Source organism: Alcaligenes sp. Lyrl_28 (genome assembly GCF_051948705.1).
Lineage (GTDB): Bacteria > Pseudomonadota > Gammaproteobacteria > Burkholderiales > Burkholderiaceae_B > Alcaligenes > Alcaligenes ammonioxydans.
Map to the genome: position 1 here is coordinate 707,558 of NZ_JAYJLG010000001.1, position 19,524 is coordinate 727,081.

General features: G+C 56.4%; 20 protein-coding genes. 4 read left to right on the forward strand and 16 right to left on the reverse strand.

Going from position 1 to position 19,524, the window contains the following annotated elements:
- Nucleotides 1-44: 44 nt before the first annotated feature.
- From VF694_RS03200 to epsC, 4 genes are all read left to right on the forward strand, one after another.
- Nucleotides 45-1,538, forward strand: a complete 1,494-nt coding sequence (locus VF694_RS03200; protein ID WP_003800929.1) for a leucyl aminopeptidase — start codon at nt 45-47, stop codon at nt 1,536-1,538.
- 2 nt (nt 1,539-1,540) lie between these two features.
- Nucleotides 1,541-1,963, forward strand: coding sequence for a DNA polymerase III subunit chi (locus VF694_RS03205; protein ID WP_003800931.1), 423 nt, complete (start codon nt 1,541-1,543; stop codon nt 1,961-1,963).
- 81 nt (nt 1,964-2,044) lie between these two features.
- Nucleotides 2,045-2,755 (forward strand): Bax inhibitor-1/YccA family protein, encoded by a 711-nt coding sequence (locus VF694_RS03210; RefSeq protein ID WP_131070729.1) that lies wholly within the window; start codon nt 2,045-2,047, stop codon nt 2,753-2,755.
- Between the two features lie 273 nt (nt 2,756-3,028).
- Nucleotides 3,029-3,958, forward strand: a complete 930-nt coding sequence (gene epsC, locus VF694_RS03215; protein ID WP_003800935.1) for a serine O-acetyltransferase EpsC — start codon at nt 3,029-3,031, stop codon at nt 3,956-3,958.
- Between the two features lie 191 nt (nt 3,959-4,149).
- On the opposite strand, the gene rarD is transcribed toward epsC, so the two are convergent.
- From rarD to VF694_RS03295, 16 genes are all read right to left on the reverse strand, one after another.
- Nucleotides 4,150-5,055 (reverse strand): EamA family transporter RarD, encoded by a 906-nt coding sequence (rarD, locus tag VF694_RS03220; protein WP_003800936.1) that lies wholly within the window; start codon nt 5,053-5,055, stop codon nt 4,150-4,152.
- Complete coding sequence (locus VF694_RS03225; protein ID WP_429644254.1) at nt 5,052-5,657, reverse strand: PIN domain-containing protein; 606 nt, start codon at nt 5,655-5,657, stop codon at nt 5,052-5,054. The genes rarD and VF694_RS03225 overlap by 4 nt, the downstream gene beginning before the upstream one ends.
- A 1-nt stretch (nt 5,658) precedes the next feature.
- On the reverse strand, nt 5,659-6,249 hold the full coding sequence (recO, locus tag VF694_RS03230; RefSeq protein ID WP_003800939.1) for a DNA repair protein RecO: 591 nt from the start codon (nt 6,247-6,249) through the stop codon (nt 5,659-5,661).
- Complete coding sequence (gene era / locus VF694_RS03235) at nt 6,242-7,132, reverse strand: GTPase Era (protein ID WP_003800941.1); 891 nt, start codon at nt 7,130-7,132, stop codon at nt 6,242-6,244. The genes recO and era overlap by 8 nt, the downstream gene beginning before the upstream one ends.
- Nucleotides 7,129-7,887 (reverse strand): ribonuclease III, encoded by a 759-nt coding sequence (gene rnc / locus VF694_RS03240; protein ID WP_003800943.1) that lies wholly within the window; start codon nt 7,885-7,887, stop codon nt 7,129-7,131. The genes era and rnc overlap by 4 nt, the downstream gene beginning before the upstream one ends.
- The gene (gene lepB, locus VF694_RS03245) at nt 7,887-8,771 is read right to left on the reverse strand and encodes a signal peptidase I (protein WP_003800944.1); all 885 of its coding nucleotides are present in this window, start codon (nt 8,769-8,771) and stop codon (nt 7,887-7,889) included. The genes rnc and lepB overlap by 1 nt, the downstream gene beginning before the upstream one ends.
- A gap of 65 nt (nt 8,772-8,836) precedes the next feature.
- The gene (gene lepA / locus VF694_RS03250) at nt 8,837-10,630 is read right to left on the reverse strand and encodes a translation elongation factor 4 (RefSeq protein WP_003800947.1); all 1,794 of its coding nucleotides are present in this window, start codon (nt 10,628-10,630) and stop codon (nt 8,837-8,839) included.
- 243 nt (nt 10,631-10,873) lie between these two features.
- Entirely contained in the window at nt 10,874-12,379 is a 1,506-nt protein-coding gene (locus tag VF694_RS03255; protein ID WP_429644249.1) for a DegQ family serine endoprotease, read from the reverse strand.
- A 24-nt stretch (nt 12,380-12,403) separates the two neighbouring features.
- Nucleotides 12,404-13,429: a MucB/RseB C-terminal domain-containing protein gene (locus VF694_RS03260; protein WP_237714413.1), complete on the reverse strand. Its 1,026-nt coding sequence runs from the start codon at nt 13,427-13,429 to the stop codon at nt 12,404-12,406.
- Nucleotides 13,426-13,920, reverse strand: coding sequence for a sigma-E factor negative regulatory protein (locus VF694_RS03265; protein WP_235587650.1), 495 nt, complete (start codon nt 13,918-13,920; stop codon nt 13,426-13,428). The genes VF694_RS03260 and VF694_RS03265 overlap by 4 nt, the downstream gene beginning before the upstream one ends.
- Nucleotides 13,921-13,929: 9 nt before the next feature.
- The gene (gene rpoE / locus VF694_RS03270; protein ID WP_440163680.1) at nt 13,930-14,532 is read right to left on the reverse strand and encodes an RNA polymerase sigma factor RpoE; all 603 of its coding nucleotides are present in this window, start codon (nt 14,530-14,532) and stop codon (nt 13,930-13,932) included.
- A 462-nt stretch (nt 14,533-14,994) separates the two neighbouring features.
- Complete coding sequence (gene fabF, locus VF694_RS03275; RefSeq protein WP_003800959.1) at nt 14,995-16,227, reverse strand: beta-ketoacyl-ACP synthase II; 1,233 nt, start codon at nt 16,225-16,227, stop codon at nt 14,995-14,997.
- 140 nt (nt 16,228-16,367) lie between these two features.
- Nucleotides 16,368-16,607 (reverse strand): acyl carrier protein, encoded by a 240-nt coding sequence (gene acpP / locus VF694_RS03280; RefSeq protein WP_003800961.1) that lies wholly within the window; start codon nt 16,605-16,607, stop codon nt 16,368-16,370.
- A gap of 184 nt (nt 16,608-16,791) precedes the next feature.
- The gene (fabG, locus tag VF694_RS03285) at nt 16,792-17,526 is read right to left on the reverse strand and encodes a 3-oxoacyl-ACP reductase FabG (protein WP_003800963.1); all 735 of its coding nucleotides are present in this window, start codon (nt 17,524-17,526) and stop codon (nt 16,792-16,794) included.
- A 9-nt stretch (nt 17,527-17,535) separates the two neighbouring features.
- Complete coding sequence (fabD, locus tag VF694_RS03290; RefSeq protein ID WP_003800964.1) at nt 17,536-18,474, reverse strand: ACP S-malonyltransferase; 939 nt, start codon at nt 18,472-18,474, stop codon at nt 17,536-17,538.
- Nucleotides 18,475-18,520: 46 nt separating this feature from the next.
- On the reverse strand, nt 18,521-19,498 hold the full coding sequence (locus VF694_RS03295) for a beta-ketoacyl-ACP synthase III (protein ID WP_003800966.1): 978 nt from the start codon (nt 19,496-19,498) through the stop codon (nt 18,521-18,523).
- Between the last annotated feature and the right edge of the window lie 26 nt (nt 19,499-19,524).

Here is a 19,524-nt window from a genome sequence, read left to right on the forward strand (position 1 = left end):
GAGATAATCGCAGGTACGATTTGCGACACACTGAGGATAGTTGAATGGAATTTAGCACACAGACATCCGCTTCTTTGCACCAAATTAAGACAGCCGCGCTCGGCGTGGGCGTCTTTACCGAGGGCATTCTAAGCCCCGCAGCGGAACTTATCGACCGCGCCAGCAACGGAGCGGTGAGCGCTGCCGTGAAAGCCGAGTTTAAAGGCAAGCCCAACACCCATCTGGTGCTGCGCAATCTGCCCGGTGTGAAGGCCGAACGCGTTATTTTAGTCGGCTTAGGCGCCCAAGAGGAATACAAAGCAGAAACGCATACACAGGCACAGGCTTGTCTGGCCTCTTACTGCCTGAAAGCGGACCTGAAAGAAGCTGTGTCGGCCTTGGCCAGCATTGACTGCAAAGGCACGACCTTGCGCAGCCGGGCCCAAGATGCCGCCGTGGCGGTGTGCCGAGCCAGCTACCGCTATACGGCCACACTCAGCAAGCCTGAACCCGCTCCCCAACTGAGCCAGTTCCTGCTGTGGACAGCCCGCACCCAGGCCAGCGAAGCCAAAGCCGGTCTGGAGCAAGGCCAGGCCATTGGTAACGGTGTCAACCTGACGCGTCTGCTGGCAGATCTACCCGGCAATATCTGCACGCCCACCTATCTGGGCAAGACAGCCAAGCAACTGGCCAAGGAATTCAAGACACTCAAAGCTGAAGTGCTCGAGCGCAAGCAGATTGAAGCCTTGAAAATGGGCTCGTTTCTGTCGGTGGCCAAAGGCTCGGATGAACCCCCAGCGTTCATCGTGCTGCGTCACACTCCCACCACCAAGACCAAGCACGAGGACGGCCCTATCGTTCTGGTGGGTAAAGGTCTGACATTTGACTCGGGCGGTATCTCCATCAAGCCAGCCGGCAATATGGACGAGATGAAGTACGACATGGGCGGTGCTGCCAGCGTTCTGGGCACCATGCGTGCCATTGCCGAACTCAATATTGATCGCGAAGTAATCGCTGTCGTGGCCTCTTGCGAAAACATGCCCAGCGGTCGCGCCAACAAGCCGGGCGATGTGGTGACCAGCATGTCGGGCCAGACCATTGAAATCCTGAATACGGATGCCGAAGGTCGCCTGGTCCTGTGCGATGCCCTGACCTACGTCGAGCGCTTCAAACCGGCCGCCGTGATCGACATGGCTACACTGACCGGTGCCTGCGTGGTGGCCCTGGGCCACATCAATACAGGTCTGTTCTCGCCGGACGACGAACTGGCCGAGGAACTGCTGCAAGCGGGCAAGCAAACGGGCGACACCGCCTGGCGCATGCCGCTGGATGATGCCTACCAGGAGCAATTGCGCTCGAACTTTGCAGACATGGCCAATATTGGTGGGCCACCTGCCGGTTCCGTCACCGCCGCCTGCTTCCTGGCGCGCTTTACCAAAGCCTACCGCTGGGCTCACCTGGACATCGCCGGTACCGCCTGGCGCGGTGGCAAGGACAAGGGCGCCACGGGCCGTCCCGTGCCTTTGCTGGTTCAGTACCTGCTTAATCAGTGTCGCTAAGCATGACTCGCGTCGATTTTGCTTTCGGCGCGCCAGATCGCTTGCGCATGGCCTGCGAGGTCGTGCGCAAGCACTACGAGGCGGGTCGTCAGGTGGTGGTCTATCTCTCCGACCCCCGTCAACTGGCTCGCTTCGATCGATTGCTGTGGGGTTTTGAATCCACGGCCTTTGTGCCACATGTAGGCGTCGAAGACCCCCTGGCCGCGCAGACCCCTGTACTGCTGACCAGCACCGCCCCCATAGCCCGCGATGAGCAAAGCTGGCTGTTGAATCTGGATGTGCAGTGCCCACCCGGTTTTGAGCAGTTTTCACGCGTTCTGGAAATTGTCTCTGAACGGGAAACCGACCGTACCCAGGCCCGCGAGCGCTGGCGTGTGTACCAGACACAGGGTTGCCAAGTGCATGCCCATAAGCTGGGTACTTGAACAATCAAGAAGCTTCTTGATTATTCAGGTAAATGTCAGTTATTCTTGATTCATGATCTCTCTGCATTCTAAGGACTCATCATGAGCGAATTTCGTCAATCAAGCTTGCCCGAGCATAACGGCACCCTGGGCGCCCAGTCGCTGATTGCTCGCAATCGCGTCCTGCGCAACACCTATTGGCTACTGGCCCTGTCCATGATTCCCACCGTCTTGGGAGCCTTGCTGGGCCTGTCTTCGGGCATTAACCGGGTCATGGGCGCCAGCCCTGGTCTGAGTGCCATTGTTTTTCTGGTCGGTGCCTTTGGCCTGATGTTCCTGGTCGAAAAGAACAAGAACAGCTCGCTGGGCGTCGCCCTGCTGATGGCCTTTACCTTCTTTATGGGCATCATGTTGTCGCGCCTGCTCGGCTTTGTGCTGGGCATGGGTAATGGCGCTCAACTAATCATGCTGGCTTTTGGCGGAACCGCTGCGGTCTTTGCCACCATGGCAACCGTCGCCAGCACCACCAAGCGTGACTTCAGCGGCATGCAGAAGTTTCTGTTTGTCGGTGCCGTTATCTTGCTGATAGCCGCCCTGGCCAACATTTTTCTGCAACTGCCTGCATTGATGCTGACCATCTCCGTAATGGCGATTGGCATTTTTTCAGCCTTTTTGCTGGTGGACTTGCAACGCGTCATCAATGGCGGCGAGACCAACTATGTGTCAGCCACCTTGGCCATCTATCTGGATGTCTACAACATCTTCAGCAACCTGCTGATGCTGTTGGGCATATTGGGTGGTAACCGCGAATAAGATCGCAAACCCGAACACCCCTGCCCCCTTTGCGAAGGGGGCTTTTTTTTATCCTATCCACCGCACTCGACGCTGAAAGACCCTTTTCAGGCCTTGCTCATCCAGCCTGAGCATCCCACCCTTCCATCGGCTTGGGGTGTGCCTGCGCGGACTTTTCAAGCGGGCTGTCGCGGCCCTGAATCACCCTGATGAATCATCCTGTTTTTCGTGTCCTTGCCCAGACGCGCAGGTATAGTAAACCTTATAGAAAAATTTCCCCTTTGGAGAACACTGGTGGCAGTCTTTGAAACTCAACATATTGTCGATAATCTGCGTGCGGCTCGCGAAGAATGGCGACAGGCGCATCAACGCCTGAACGAGCTTGAGGGACAGGAGTTTCCGTCGGTACAAGCTCTGATTCAAGTGATCGAGCAGCTCAAAGGAATTTTGTTTCCGATGCGTCTGGGCAGCCCGGAACTGCGTCGCGAGTATGAAGACCACTTTGTAGGACACCACCTGGGACAGGCACTGAACACGCTGCTGCAACAAGCCCGTATCGAGCTACAACGCGCAGCGCTGCTGCGTGGTGATCAATACGATCGTGAAACGATTGAAAACCAGGCTCATCAGGCCATCCAGGCCTTTGCCAATAAACTGCCCGACTTGCGCCGCACCCTGGATCTGGACGTGGTGGCAGCCTACCAGGGAGATCCAGCCGCCCGCAACGTGGATGAAGTGCTTTTGTGCTATCCCGGTCTGCTGGCCATGATCCATCACCGCATCGCCCACGCCCTGACCAATCTGGGCCTGCCCCTGACGGCGCGCATCATTGCTGAACTGGCTCACAGCCAGACGGGCATTGATATTCATCCAGGTGCGCAAATTGACCATTCGTGCTTCATTGACCACGGCACCGGCGTTGTCATTGGCGAGACGGCGATTATCGGCAAGCGGGTGCGTATCTACCAGGCAGTCACACTCGGTGCCAAGCGCTTTAGCAAGGATGAAAAAGGTTTGCTGCTCAAAGGCCAGCCTCGTCACCCGATTGTGGAGGACGACGTCGTCATTTACGCCGGCGCCACGATTCTGGGCCGTGTCACATTGGGGGCAGGCTCGACCATTGGCGGAAATGTCTGGATTACCGAAGACGTACCAGCTGGTTGTTCGGTGACCCAGGCCAACCTGTTGCGCAATCAGCCCGACTGTCCAGAAAAACTGCTCTAAACCATCTGAGGCGGTGATACGGAACTGAGGCGGGCTTGCTGCCTCCGGTCTTTATGAAAAGATCACCCTCATAAAAAAACGACTCCATATCGCTGGAGTCGTTTTTTTTTACTGAGGATTCATTTCCGGCGCAACCCTCACGCCAGCGAGTTGCCCACTATCAGGCTTGGCAGGCGCAGCATGCCCAAGCCTCATACCTTGGGGGGCGGCACGGGGGGACCTGGACGCCACATGTTGATCAAGCCTTCCAGCGCCATTAAAGAAATCGCAATCCAGATCGGAATGTAGGTCCACCATTGACTGGCACTCATAGGCTCATTCAGCAGCAAATAGGCCACCCAGAACAACAGGACAGGCTCCACATAGCCCAGTATTCCGAAAAGGGCCAGGGGCAACTGCCGACTGGCAGACAAGTAGCTGACCAGAGCCACTGAACTGATCAGGCCCAGGACCGGCACCTGCCAGAACAAACGAGGCTCGTCCGCAAATACGCCCCACATCTGTGTATCTTGCACAAAGAGCAGCCAGCATGCAGGTAGAAACAAAAAGCTCAGATCAAACCACAGCGATGCCAACGAACCCAGCCGCAGGTGACGGCGCAACATAAAATACGGTGGGTAGCCTATCACCACCACAGCGGTCGCCCATGAGACGCTTCCCACGCGCAACAGCTCATGCAGCACCCCCAGGCCGGCCAGAGCAACAGCAATCCACTGCATGCGGCTTAGCCTGTCCTTGTAAATCACCCGCCCCACCAGCACCATCATCAGCGGCAACAGAAAGTAGCCCAGTGATACGTCCAGCGCCATTTGATGCAAGGGCGCCCATACGAAAATCCAGAGCTGCACGCCCACCAAGGCGGCGGCCAGCAGCAACAGGGCAAAATAGCGCCAGTTGCCGGGCCAGTGACGCAGTACCCAACGCACCTCTCGCCAACGTCGCGCGCGGGTGATCACCAATGCCAAAGCGGGCAAACCCAAGACAATACGCCAGGCAAAAATCTGCTCGCCACTGAGCGGATGCAAGACCGTGGCATAGTAATACAGACAAGCGAACAAGGCTGAGGCCAGAACCGACAGCAATACTCCCTGCTTCATGAATGTGCCTCGTCCATTTTCTGTCGCCGTGCATAAGCCTGGCCTACGCTAAACAAGCGATCACGCTTTAATAAGGTATGGGTATCCAGCGCTTGGGCTTCGGGTGTCAACATCAAGGCTGGCAAGCCATCGAGCAAACGCTGCATCAGCTCGGGATAGGCGCTCATATACAAACCCAAGAGCTGGTCCGGTTCCCACAAGCTGATCCCCAGGCGACGCAACTCAGAACGATTGAAGTCTTTTAGATTACGCGTCAGGATACCGACTGCCTGATCGGGGTAGCGCTGCTGTGCTAGACGAGCACTGGCAATCACATGCCAGTCCTTGGCATCAGAGTAGCGCAGGTTTTTCTTGAACTCGCTGCTGTCGCCCAAATCCGCCTCGGGATAGCGTTGCTGTAACTGCTCCCATTGCTCTTCGATGGACAATGCCATGACCTTCCAGAGGCGGCCCGCATTGCGACGCCATTCATCCCCGATGACCGGGCTCCAGACAGGTTTGAACAACTGTTCGTCGGCCAGAGCCAAAAGCAGACGGCGCAACACATTGGAAATCAGTACGCAGGTATCGAGAACCAGCACGGCAGGAAGAGAGGCGGCCATATCAATAGCGTTGCAGCTGCATAAGAACAGAGCGGGTATGCAAGGGGCGGCCCAACAGGCTGTTGAGCCGTTCACGCAAGCGTATGCGCAGTTCAGGCTCCCCAACAGGATCGTCAAAATCAGGCGTGGCCTCATCAAAGCCATAGCCTGTCTCGGTCAGCAGCACCCACTCAAAGCGCCGCAAGGCTCCCGCCACAGGAGGACGAGGTACCTGGGCCAGATGTACCAGGGCTTCCTCATAGGCATCGTATAAAACAGGATGGGGATCTTCGCGTGGCAACAAACGAATCAATAATTCATTCATATACCAGGCCGACATCAGGGCACGTCCCTTTAAAGGCCGAATTCCGGCACAGTCCGCTCGCGTCAATGTCTTGACTTCGTTTTTGCCCGACCAGGCCAACAACAAAGGCTGAAACACAGACAAAGCAGGCCGCAAAATGGAATGCGGCCTTTTCGCGCCTTTCGCGACCATCGGCACCAGTCCGTGGTTGCGTGTAAAGGCATGGCAAATCAGAGACGTTTCACGCCAGGCACTGGTGTGCAGTATGTAGCCCGCTTCGTCCTGAAAGCGATGACGGGGATTACTCATACCCCAGGTCACGCAGGACCGCTTCACGATCAGACCAGCCTTTACGCACCTTGATATACACATCCAGGAACACCGGCTTGTCGATCAACTTGGCAATATCCTGGCGAGCTTCAGTTGCAATGCGCTTCATGTGCATGCCACCGGCTCCCAACAGAATCGGACGATGGCTCTCGCGCTCGACGACGACGCAAGCCGCAATGCGCGCGCCCTGCTCGTTCTCATCCCATTGTTCAATGACAACGGTGCAACCATAGGGCAATTCATCGCCCACCAGACGGAAGATCTTTTCGCGCAGCAGCTCTGAGGTAATGAAACGAACCGAGCGATCGGTGATGGTATCCGCATCGAACATGGCTTCGCCCTCGGGCAGACGCGAGGCGATCTCATCGAGCAAAGGCTCCAGTTGCAGGCGTTTTGCTGCACTGACCGGAATCACGGCACCGTACTCAAACTCCTGGGACAGGCGAGCAATGTAAGGCAACAAGTCATTCTTGCTCTTGAGTGCGTCAACCTTATTGATCACCAAAATGGTTTTGCCGCCTTTGGGCAGCATGGGCAACAGCTCAGCGTCTGCCGCGGACCACTTACCGGCTTCAACCACATGCACCACCACATCCACATCGGCCAGAGCCTGAGTCACCACGCGGTTCATCATGCGGTTCATGGCGCCGCCGTGCTTGGTTTGAAAGCCGGGGGTATCCACAAACACCATCTGATCATGCTCACGCGTCAACACGCTGTTGATGCGATGCCGGGTCGTCTGCGCCTTGCGCGATACGATCGAGATCTTGCTGCCGATCAAGGCATTGGCCAGTGTGGACTTGCCCACATTGGGCCGTCCTACGATAGCCACGAACCCGCAGCGAAAAGGGGTATCTGTCATTGTGTTTCCTGCGACACCGCCACGGGCAGAGTCAATTGTGAGGGGCGACGATGGCGGCTGGCGCGCGTCGTCTTGGCTGGAAATTCAGCTTCTAAAATAGCGATTGCCTGTGTGGCGGCGGCTTGTTCCGCAGCACGCCGGCTGCTGCCACTGGCTTGCACATGGATATTGAGCTTGGCGATCGTGCATTCAATATCGAAGAGCTGATCGTGAGCAGCGCCATGCGTGGCCACCACGGTATACACCGGCAAATCCAGCTTTCGGCCTTGCAACAACTCTTGCAGCAAGGTTTTGGGGTCTTTCCCCAAGGTCTTGGGGTCCACATCGACCAGCATGGGTTCATACAGCTGGGTGATGACGGTTTGGGCTTGCGTAAAGCCGGCATCCAGAAAAACAGCGCCAAATATTGCTTCCAGGGCGTCGGCCAGAATGGAGGGGCGACGAAAACCGCCGCTCTTGAGCTCCCCTTCCCCCAAGCGCAGATAATCCGACAAACCCAGGCGCGTTGCAATTTCAGCCAGGGCAGCCTGCTTGACCAGATTAGCGCGCAGACGCGACAGATCGCCTTCGTCAATACGTTGAAAGCGCTCAAACAACAAGGCCGCAACCGTGAAGTTCAAAACCGAATCGCCCAGGAACTCCAGACGCTCGTTATGACGAGCGCTGTGGCTGCGATGGGTCAAGGCCTGCTCCAGCAGGCCTATGTCTTTAAAGGAGTAGCCGATAGCGGCTTCAAGCAAAGCAAGACGTTTCATTAATGGAAGCGACCTATACGACTAAGTTCGCGGAAATTCATCCAGATAAAAAAGGCGCGTCCCACAATATTCTCATCGGGTACAAAGCCCCAATAACGACTGTCCAGACTATTGTCGCGATTATCCCCCATAACGAAGTAATTACCCTCAGGCACGACACACGAGATGCCATTGGAGAAATACTCACAGGAGTCGCGATGGGGGAACGCCACGATGGGCATCAGTCCCTGCGGCTGTGTCTTGTTCAACAGGATGTTGTGCTGCACCTTGCCCAGCTCTTCCAGATAGCGCCCGATATAGGCAGAACGATCCGGCTCATAATAATCACCACTGCGCACCTGGGTAATAACCTGTCCATTGACGGACAGCACTTTGTCACGGTACTCGATCCGGTCACCGGGCACGCCAACTACGCGCTTGATGTAATCCACGCTGGTGTCCACAGGGTAGCGAAACACAATCACATCGCCCCGCTCGGGCTGACCCAAGGGCACCACCTTGGTGCCACTGACAGGCAGACGAATGCCATATTCGTACTTGTTCACCAAAATGAGATCGCCATTTTTCAGTGTAGGCAGCATGGAGCCGGAGGGAATGCGAAATGGCTCAATAATGAAAGAGCGCAGTACAAACACGAACAAAATGACCGGGAAGAAACTGACACCATACTCAATCCACCACGGCATGCGATTGGCCTGGTCATAGGCTTCCTGGCGCAACTGCTGCAAATGCTCGGGGTCTTGAGCTGCCGTTTCCGGTACCGCCTGCATCGCAGCCTGCGCGCGCGCCAGACGACGTGCCCGCAAGGAGAAACGATCCAAAAACCAGATTGCGCCAGTCAATATCAGCAGTACAAACAAAATCAGAGCGAAATCCCAGCTCATCGGTTTCCTTTAAAGAAATTAAAGCAGTCCTGGCTGTGGCCGGCTTGAACCGCCGGCCCCCAGCATTACTTATCCTCGACCTGCAAAATTGCCAAAAAGGCTTCCTGCGGAATTTCCACGTTTCCAACCTGCTTCATCCGCTTCTTACCGGCTTTTTGCTTCTCAAGCAGCTTCTTCTTGCGAGAGATGTCACCGCCATAACACTTGGCCAGCACGTTCTTGCGCAGTGCCTTGACGTTCTCGCGAGAAATCACTTCGGCACCAATGGCGGCCTGAATCGCAATATCAAACATCTGGCGCGGGATCAGGGATCGCATCTTGGCGACCACTTCACGGCCGCGGTAACGGGCGTTGCTGCGGTGCACGATCATGGACAGCGCATCGACCCGGTCACCGTTGATGAGGATATCGACCTTGACCACATCCGCCGAACGGTATTCCTTGAACTCATAATCCATCGAGGCATAGCCGCGCGAGACGGATTTGAGCCGATCAAAGAAGTCCAGCACGATCTCGGCCAAGGGCATTTCATAGACCAGGTTCACCTGACGGCCATGATAGGTCATATTTAACTGCAAACCGCGCTTGGCTGTACACAGGGTCATGACCGGGCCCACGTATTCCTGCGGCATTAGCAGCGAAACCACAACAATGGGTTCGCGTACGTCTTCAATATGTGCGACTTCCGGCATGCGCGAAGGGCTTTCAATCATCAGCACTTCGCCATCGCGTCGCTCGACTTCGTACACCACCGACGGCGCGGTGGTGATGATGTCCATGTCGAACTCACGCTCCAGACGCTCCTGGACGATTTCCATATGCAGCAGGCCCAAAAAGCCACAGCGGAAACCAAAACCCAGCGCCTGGGACACTTCAGGTTCGAACATCAGGGAGGAGTCGTTCAGCTTCAGCTTCTCCAGCGAGTCACGCAGTTGATCGTATTCACTGCTTTCCACCGGATACAGACCCGCGAACACCTGGGGCTTCACTTCTTTAAAGCCGGGCAGCGCGCTTTCAGCTGGTTTGCCCGCCAGGGTGATGGTATCGCCCACCTTGGCGTGCTCCAGTTCCTTAATGCCTGCAATGATAAAGCCCACCTCACCGGCAGACAGATGCGGACGGTTTTCAGACTTGGGCGTAAAGACCCCGATGTGCTCGACCAGGTGCGTCGCACGCGTGGCCATCAGCAGAATCTTTTCCTTGGGCTTGAGTACCCCATTGACAATGCGGACCAGCATGACCACGCCCACGTAGTTGTCAAACCAGGAGTCAATGATCAGAGCTTGCAGTGGAGCAGACGGATCACCCACTGGCGGGGGAACACGCGCCACAATGGTTTCCAGGATATCGTCAATACCCAGACCGGTCTTGGCGCTGGCCGCAATCGCATCGCTGGCATCAATGCCGATAACGTCCTCTACTTCCTGGCGTGCTGCGTCAGGATCAGCCGAAGGCAAGTCCATTTTGTTGAGCACGGGAATCACTTCCACGCCCTGGTCCAAAGCGGTATAGCAGTTGGCCACGGTCTGTGCTTCCACCCCTTGCGAAGCGTCCACCACCAGCAAAGCACCCTCACAGGCCGACAGGGAGCGGCTGACTTCGTAGGAGAAGTCGACGTGGCCGGGGGTGTCGATCAGGTTCAGGTTGTATACCTTGCCATCCTGAGCCTTGTAGTGCAAAGCCGCGGTCTGGGCCTTAATCGTAATGCCACGCTCTTTCTCGATGTCCATCGAATCCAGAACCTGGGTCGACATCTCGCGGTCGGCCAGGCCACCACAGCGTTGGATCAGGCGGTCAGCCAAGGTCGATTTGCCATGATCGATGTGGGCAATAATAGAGAAATTGCGGATGTGATCCATAAACCCGTTACTAAACAAAGAAATGTTGAGGCGCAATGCCAGAAGGGACGGCACAAGAAAGGGGCGCCCATGACGCCCCTTTTCAGTCCACGCGCCGAAAACGCAAGACCCGTCCTGTCAGACGGGCGCACGTGGAGCCATTATCTACTCGAAGCTGACTACACCCTCGAGTAGTGGCGGAGAAACTCCGGCCAGGGGCCGGAGTCCATCAATCACTACCATTTTAGCCGTTTTAGAAAAATTTTATTTCGATGGCGTAATCAAAATCCATTGCGACTGGCCTGCACGCAAAACCAGCAGGGCTGCTGCTTTGGATTTATCCAAGGAAGCCACCATTTTAGCGTATTGCTCTGGCGTCCCTACGTCTTTATCGTTGACACGCAAAATAAGGTCACCTGGTTGCAGACCGGCCTGGTTGGCAGGAGGGCCCACGTCGACGACCTGAACCGCACTTTCTACCCCCAGGCGCTTCAAATCGGCCTCCGGCACTGCCGTCACTTTCAGACCAAACGCATCGGTGCTGCTGGCAGCCGGCGCGTCTTTCTGATCTTTTCCGGCAGCAACCGGGTTGCCGGAAGGCATTTCCTCGACATTAATCTTGACGGTCTGCAGTTTGCCCTTGCGCCAGATTTCCAGCGTGGAGCTCTGGCCTGGCTTGGTGCTGCCCACAATACGTGGCAGATCCGTCATTTGCTCAATGCTGCGGCCATTGAATTTCAGAATGACATCACCGGACTGGATGCCAGCCTTGGCGGCCGGACCACCCTCTTCCACGCTGCTGACCAAGGCGCCCTTGCTGTCTTTCAGGCCCAGCGCAGTGGCCACATCATCAGCCACCGGCGTGATCTGTACACCGATGCGACCGCGCGTTACCTTGCCGTCCGTCTTGAGCTGCTCGACCACGTTCATGGCTTCGTCGATCGGGATGGCCAGGGAAATACCCATAAAGCCGCCACTGCGCGAGATGATCTGCGAGTTCACACCCACGACCTCACCGTTCAGATTGATCAGCGGCCCACCCGAGTTACCGGGGTTGACGGCTACGTCGGTCTGAATGAAAGGCAGGTAGTCCCCTGTCTCACGATTGATGGCGCTGACAATGCCGGCAGTGACCGTGGACTCCAGGCCAAAAGGCGACCCAATGGCCAGAACCCATTGCCCTTTCTTGAGTTGCTTGGAATCGCCAATCACCATGGGTTTCAGATCTTTGGCCTCAATCTTGATCAAAGCCACATCCGTACGTTCGTCCGTACCGATGATCTTGGCCGGGTATTCCTTGCCATTGCTCAGGGTGACAAAAATGCCGTTGGAATCTGCCACCACATGATTATTGGTCAGGATGTAGCCGTCAGCTGAAATGATAAAACCCGAGCCGACGCCACGCGGTACGGTGCGCTCTTGAGCTTGTGGAGCGTTATTGCCGCCATGAGGACGCTGAGGCGTCATGCCAGGAGGCATGAAGTCAGGTCCGAAGAACCAACGGAACATATCGTACGGGTCTGAGCCGGGGCCCATGGCCGGTGAGCGTACCTGCACTGCCTCTGTAGTGCGGATGTTGACTACCCCATCCTCGGTTTTGGCAACGATTCCCGTGAAATCAGGCAGACCGAGCGTTGTGCTCTGGACCTGCTCGCTTGTCGTGACAGCTTGGGCCTGCGCGTAAGCCATGGGCGCACCCGCTGCCAGTATCACGGCAGCTGTCAAAGCCGAGAGAACAGGAATACGCATTTTTTTACTCGATTTTTCCATTCAAATACTCCTGGTGGACGATAGTCAATGTGTCCGGGATAGTGGGGTGAACTGTGTGCCTTCAAGCAAAGCGCGCAGTGTCTGTACGGGAACTGCTCCCGTACTGGTCAAAACATAATCGTTGATACGACTGCGGTACATATTCATGGAACCACGATGGAAAGCTCCCAGACTGTTTTCCTCGGCCTCGGGGGTTCCAACCCGCTCCAGAAATACAGAAATGGCAGCCAGGCCATCAGACATCATCAAGTGCGTTACCTGGCGCCCAGCGCGCATAGGCCGGAGCATTTCGGAACGCAGGGTGAAACCGGCAGGCAAAGCGAACTGCCAACCCTGCTCACCTATATCAATCTTGCGCACCTCGGGTTCGACCACCTCCCACTTGCTGGGGTTCCAGCTGGTGCGCAACTCCTGCAAATCCACCTGTTCGCCAAAAGCGACCGAGGCAAAGGCAATCTGGTCTACTACCTCTTGTTGTGGGTCCAGAGTCTGCATTTTCAACAGCAAATGATGATCGACATCCGCACACACCCGATAACCATAGCGTTTGTCATCCTTGGGCACCAGCTCGATCAGCTCACAAGGACGGCCCGCAACACGTTCGCGCGATGGCAAACGACGCATATCGTAAAAATTGGGCAGCTGACTGACGTCGCCGACCAGAAAACTAGGAAAACGCTCGTTTTCACGGCGCTCGATCACCACCATCTTCTTTTCGGGAATCAGGCATTGCGTGACTGCGTTCTGGCGTAAAAACTCGCGCGGTTCGCCGTCCAGAATTTCCAGGCGCTCACGTTCACCTGTACCGTCAATGATATGCACCAGTTTCATGGACTGGCTGGACTGACCCTGGGTATACATAATGACACCCGAATAATCCAGATCGCGCGCCGCCTTATGCACCTTCTGCAGCCAGGGCAAATCAAGGGGCTCGAGCCCCTTGGCCTCTTGAGCCAGCACGGGGGTACACAGCATCGCCAGAGAAAAGGCCAGCAAACCCTTGTAGAAGCGCGCCCGGCTCACCGGTGACGGCATGCGTACAGACCTCATTGACCCAGGGCTCCACTTTCAAAGGAAACATGGCGTACCGGACCGGTACCAACAAAATCGCGGTGCAAATCCGCGTAATCATTCCAGAGCTGATCGTCCTGGGCGCTGGCTACCAGAGTAGCCGGACCAGACGTGCCCCCCATATAAGGCAAGCCCACCCACAAGGCAGCCGCCACAGCAGCCACCACCGCCAGGCCGCTGACGCCGTAGCGTTGCACCAAGGGCCGCTTCATGGCGTTGGGCGCGAGCACTGTGGGCTCTTCATCAATCGCTTTGGACAGACGTGCGTAAAAGCGATCCGACGTACGGATCGCCAGCGCCTCCGTGCGCATGACATCACCGATCAAATGATAGGTATCCCAGACTTGACGCCCGTACGGGGAGTCCAGTTCCTCGGGGCGTATTTCAGCCTCACCATCCACCCAGGAAGACACGGCGGCCTCCCAGGCATTGAGTTGATCGTCATCGGAATGGGATTTCAGGGCTTGCATCATCAATCCTTACCACCGTCGTTCACTATCTTCACCATCGAGTATGGGACGCAACTGCGCGGCAATGGCGTCTCGGGCTCGAAAGATGCGTGAACGTACAGTTCCTATAGGGCAGTCCATGGTATGAGCAATATCTTCATAGCTCATCCCTTCTATTTCACGTAGCACAATCGCGGTCCGTAACTCTTCGGGCAGTGCCTGAATTGCTGTATTTACCGTTTCAGCAATCTGGCGGCTGACCATCATGGATTCCGGTGTGCCTATATCGCTTAGGTTGTCAATTCGGTCAAAAGTTTCACCTTCTTCGGTTTCGACGTTCTGTAACGTGTTGGGACGTCGCGCGGCCGAGGCCTGCCAATTACGAGCCGTGTTGATCGCAATGCGATACAGCCAGGTGTAAAAAGCGCTCTCGCCCCGAAACTGGGGGAGAGCCCGATAGGCTTTGATGAAAGTTTCCTGAGCCACGTCCTCGATTTCAGACGGGTCACGGACCATGCGACTGAGCAGACGCATGATCTTGCGCTGATACTTGAGTACCAGCAGGTCAAAGGCTCGCTTGTCCCCACGCTGAACACGTGCAACCAGTTCGGCATCGGTATCGCGTTCACTCATTAAGAATCCTTATTCTGAGCACGGACCTGATGGGACAGCCGCTTGGCACAAAGACACAATGCCCACCAGGCCTGTGGGGGCTGAGCACTGCGCCATACGGTAACGGTGCGACAGCCCTTGCCAGGTGGAACACTGCGCAAACGCAAAGTCATAAACCAGGCAGAGCACCAGAGTTGCTCGACTTGGACACGCTGTTCCACAGCCTTAGCGTCTTGCAAGGAGTATAGCCCTGCATGATGCGCTAGTGTAGCGCGCTGACTCCATACCGGACGATAGCAAGCATACAGAAAATAAGCCCACAAAGCACTTGCCAGCAGGGCCACAATCCAGGGCACTTGCCAGCTATGCATCGTCCAGGCCAGAGCGGATGCAAGGACCGCATAGACAAAAGCGCCCAGTCGGCGCACCAGAGCCGGAGCTCCGATCGACCAGGACTGGGCGTGACGAGTGGGGCAGTCTGACTTAACGAAGACGACGAACCACCATCGAACCGTTCGTGCCACCAAATCCAAAGGAGTTGGACAAGGCCACATCAATCTTCATATCACGAGCCTGATTGGCGCAGTAATCCAGATCGCATGCCGGATCCTGATTGAAGATATTGATGGTTGGAGGCGAGATCTGGTTGTACACCGCCAACGTAGTGAATACCGCTTCAATGCCACCAGCTGCACCCAGCAGGTGACCTGTCATGGATTTGGTGGAGTTGACCACCAGCTTGTAGGCGTGATCGCCAAAAGCCAGCTTCAATGCCTCGGACTCGTTCACGTCACCCAGCGGCGTAGAAGTGCCATGAGCATTGACGTACTGAACCTCATCCGGGTTGATGCCACCGTTGCGCAAGGCATTCATCACGCCACGACGTGGACCGTCACGGTCCGGCGAGGTGATGTGGTGAGCATCCGAGCTCATGCCGTAGCCGGCGAACTCACCATAAATGCGGGCGCCACGCTTTTTGGCATGTTCGTACTCTTCCAGCACCAGAACACCCGCGCCTTCACCCAGCACGAAGCCATCACGGTCCATATCCCAGGGGCGCGATGCCGTCTGCGGATCGTCATTGCGGGTAGACAAGGCACGCATGGCCGCAAAACCGCCGATGCCCAGTGGCGAAACGGTAGATTCCGCGCCGCCGGCAATCATCACGTCGGCATCGCCATACTCGATCAGACGAGCGGCGTCACCAATGGAGTGCAGGCCGGTTGTACATGCCGACACCACTGCATAGCTGGGACCTTTCAGACCCAGGCCAATCGACAACTGACCAGACACCAGGTTGACCAGGGAGCCAGGTACAAAGAACGGGGAAATCCGACGCGGCCCCCGTTCCAGATAATCTTTTTGGGTTTCTTCGATACGGGGCAAACCACCAATCCCCGACCCTACAATGACGCCCACACGCTCAGCATCGATGCTGTTGATATCCAGGCCGCAATCTTTCCAGGCTTGCATCCCTGCTACCACGCCGTAATGGATAAAGGTATCCATCTGCTTGGCTTCTTTGGACGAAATATAAGGTGTTAAATCAAAATCCTTGACCTCACCCGCTATCTGGGCGCTAAGGGCCGAAGGATCGAAACGGGTAATACGCCCGATGCCCGAACGCCCATTGACGATGTTATCCCACGCGGTAGGAATATCGTTGCCGACCGGGGAAACAATACCCAGCCCGGTAATGACGACACGTCGCTTCACGGATGACTCCTAAACACAAAAAAAGCGGTTTAAAGGGAATAACTGCGTCTTGCAAGCTAAAGCCGCCGGGCACAAGCTATTCTCTGGAAACCGCTCTGGAGCGAGGGCGTGCACGATGCCGCCCACCCTCTTAATTGAACTTACTGCTTGCTGTGAGAATTGATGTAGTCCACAGCTTGCTGGACCGTCGTGATTTTCTCAGCTTCTTCGTCTGGTATTTCGGTTTCGAATTCGTCTTCGAGCGCCATCACGAGCTCGACCATGTCGAGCGAGTCGGCACCGAGGTCGTCGAGAAAAGAAGATTCGTTTTTGATCTCGGCTTCGTTAACGCCAAGTTGTTCAGCGACGATCTTCTTGACGCGCTGTTCGATGCTTTCCATGCAGATTCTCCAAGTTGGGAAAAATTCCCGCAAATTATAGCCAATCCATACTATTAAGAGGGATAAGCTATGACAAAAAACGGCGTTCTTGTATGAGGCCCAACGTTATTCTTACAACGCCGGCTCAAGCAATAGGCCCCAAATAATCCCGCAATTTTACCTCAGCCGGGCACGATGCCAAGCCTTACATATGCATACCACCATTGACGTGGATGGTACTGCCCGTAATATATTGCGCTTGCGACCCGGCCAGGAAGGCGACTGCGTTAGCAATATCTTCCGCAGCGCCCAGTCGTCCCAGAGGGATTTGCGACAAAATGGCCGCCGACTGCTCAGGGGTCAAAGAGCGTGTCATGTCCGTATCGATAAAGCCCGGAGCGACGCAATTAACTGTAATGTTACGGCTACCAAGCTCGCGCGCCAAGGCGCGGCTCATGCCGGCCACGCCCGCTTTGGCGGCGGCGTAGTTGGCCTGCCCGGGATTGCCGCTCTCGCCCACCACCGACGTGATGCTGATAATGCGGCCCCAACGGGCTTTCATCATGGGGCGAATAACCGCCCGCGACAGGCGAAACACGGCACTCAGATTGGTCTGAATAACAGCGTCCCAGTCTTCATCTTTCAGACGCATGGCCAGATTGTCACGCGTAATGCCCGCATTATTAACCAGAATGTGCGGACCGCCGTCTTCTTTGCTCAAGGCCGAGACCAGCGCTTCGCAGGCCGCTGCATCATCAACGTTCAAGACATGGCCGTAGCTGCCATTCTGATCGAGCACCGCGGAAATCGCCTGTGCGCCCGCCTCAGACGTGGCCGTACCCACGACCTTGGCGCCGCGTGCCATTAATGCTTTGGCAATCGCCTGACCAATACCACGCGATGCGCCGGTTACCAGGGCGGTCTTGCCGCTAAGATCCATTTCTTGCATTTATGCTCCCTCCAGGGCTTCCAAAGTGGCCTGCAAGGACGCAGGGTCGCTGATCGACAAGGCAACAAGATCACGATCAATGCGTTTGACCAGACCTGTCAGCACTTTGCCCGGACCACACTCGACCACATGGGTGACACCCTGGGCCTTCATGGCCTGAATCGTCTCCACCCAGCGCACGGGGTGCCAGGCCTGACGGACCAGTGCATCCTTGATCTGTTCCGGGTCGGTGGGCGCGGCTACGTCCACATTGTTGATCACGGAAATGGCAGGTGTATTCACCTGCACGGAAGCCAGGGCCTGGGCCAGCACCACTGCAGCCGGCTCCAGCAGGCTGGAGTGGAAAGGCGCCGATACGGGCAGCACCAAAGCACGCTTGGCACCGGCTTCTTTAGCCAGGGCACATGCACGATCTACCGCTTCCACATTCCCGGCTATCACAACCTGGGCAGGTGCATTGTAGTTAACAGCCTGAACAATCTGCTGTCCCTCAGAGGCACGAGCACACACATCGCGCACTTGATCGTCATCCAGACCCAGCACGGCAGCCATGGTACCGACACCCACAGGTACGGCAGCTTGCATGGCATCGGCACGGATGCGAACCAGCGGAACAGCTTGTTCCAGGCTCAGAGCACCGGCCGCAGTCAGGGCCGAGTATTCACCCAGGCTATGACCGGCCATCACGGCAGGAGCGGGGCCACCAGCCTGAATCCAGGCTTGGTACATGGCCACGGCGCTAGCCAGCATGACAGGTTGAGTATTGGTAGTCAGGTTCAGAGCCTCGGCAGGCCCTTGTGCCATCAACTGAGCCAGGTCCTGGCCCAACGCCTGGCTGGCTTGTGCAATGGCTTGCTGTACGACAGCCGACTCGGACCAGGCATCGAGCATGCCAACGGACTGCGAGCCTTGTCCTGGAAAGACAAACGCAATTTTCATGGAAGAAAAACCCAAAGAGATGAGGCGGTAATCCGGATCGCGCTACTTAGCAGCGGACCAGCACCGAACCCCAGGTAAAGCCGCCACCCACGCCTTGCAACAAGACCAGATCACCGGCACGGATACGACCATCCCGGCGAGCGGCATTCAGGGCCAAAGGCACACTGGCTGCCGAGGTGTTGGCATGTTGATCAACCGTGATAACCACCTTCTCGGAGGGGATACCCAGCTTGCGACCCAGAAAATTGATGATGCGAACGTTGGCCTGATGCGGAACCAGCCAATCGATATCAGCCAGGGAAACACCTGCCTGTTCGCAAACTTGATTGGCCGAGGCGGCCAGAGAGGTGACAGCCAGCTTGAACACAGCCTGACCATCCATGCGCAGGAAGGGATCGCCCACCACCTGGCCATGCGAGACATTGCCTGCCGCGCACAAAATACCCATTTGGCTGCCATCAGCGTTGAGTTGGGCGGCCAAAATACCGGGCTCATCACTGGCTTGCAGAACCACCGCCCCCGCCCCGTCACCAAACAGGACACAGGTGGCGCGGTCGTCCCAATCCAGAATGCTGGAGAACACTTCGGCGCCGATAACCAGCGCATTGCGTGCACGGCCAGCCTTAATCATGGCATCCGCCGTAGTCAAGGCATACACAAAGCCGCTGCACACTGCCTGTACGTCGTACGCGGCAGCGCCTTTATTGCCCAGTTCGGCCTGCACAAGGCAGGCGGTGCTGGGAAAAACATAATCAGGGGTGGAGGTTGCCACCACGATCAGGTCCAGATCCTGGGCAGCCAGACCGGCATCTTCCAGCGCCTGACGTGCGGCCTGAGTCGCCAACTGACTGGTGCGAACACCGGGATCGGCAAGATGACGCTGGTGAATACCGGTACGCTCAACAATCCACTGATCGGAGGTTTCGATACCTTTTTGAGCCAGCTCAGCAGCCAGATCATCGTTAGACACAATCCGAGGAGGCAGGTAGCCGCCTGTACCGATAATCTTGGCAAATATCGTCATAATTAGGTTCCCGATCAAGCCCGTTC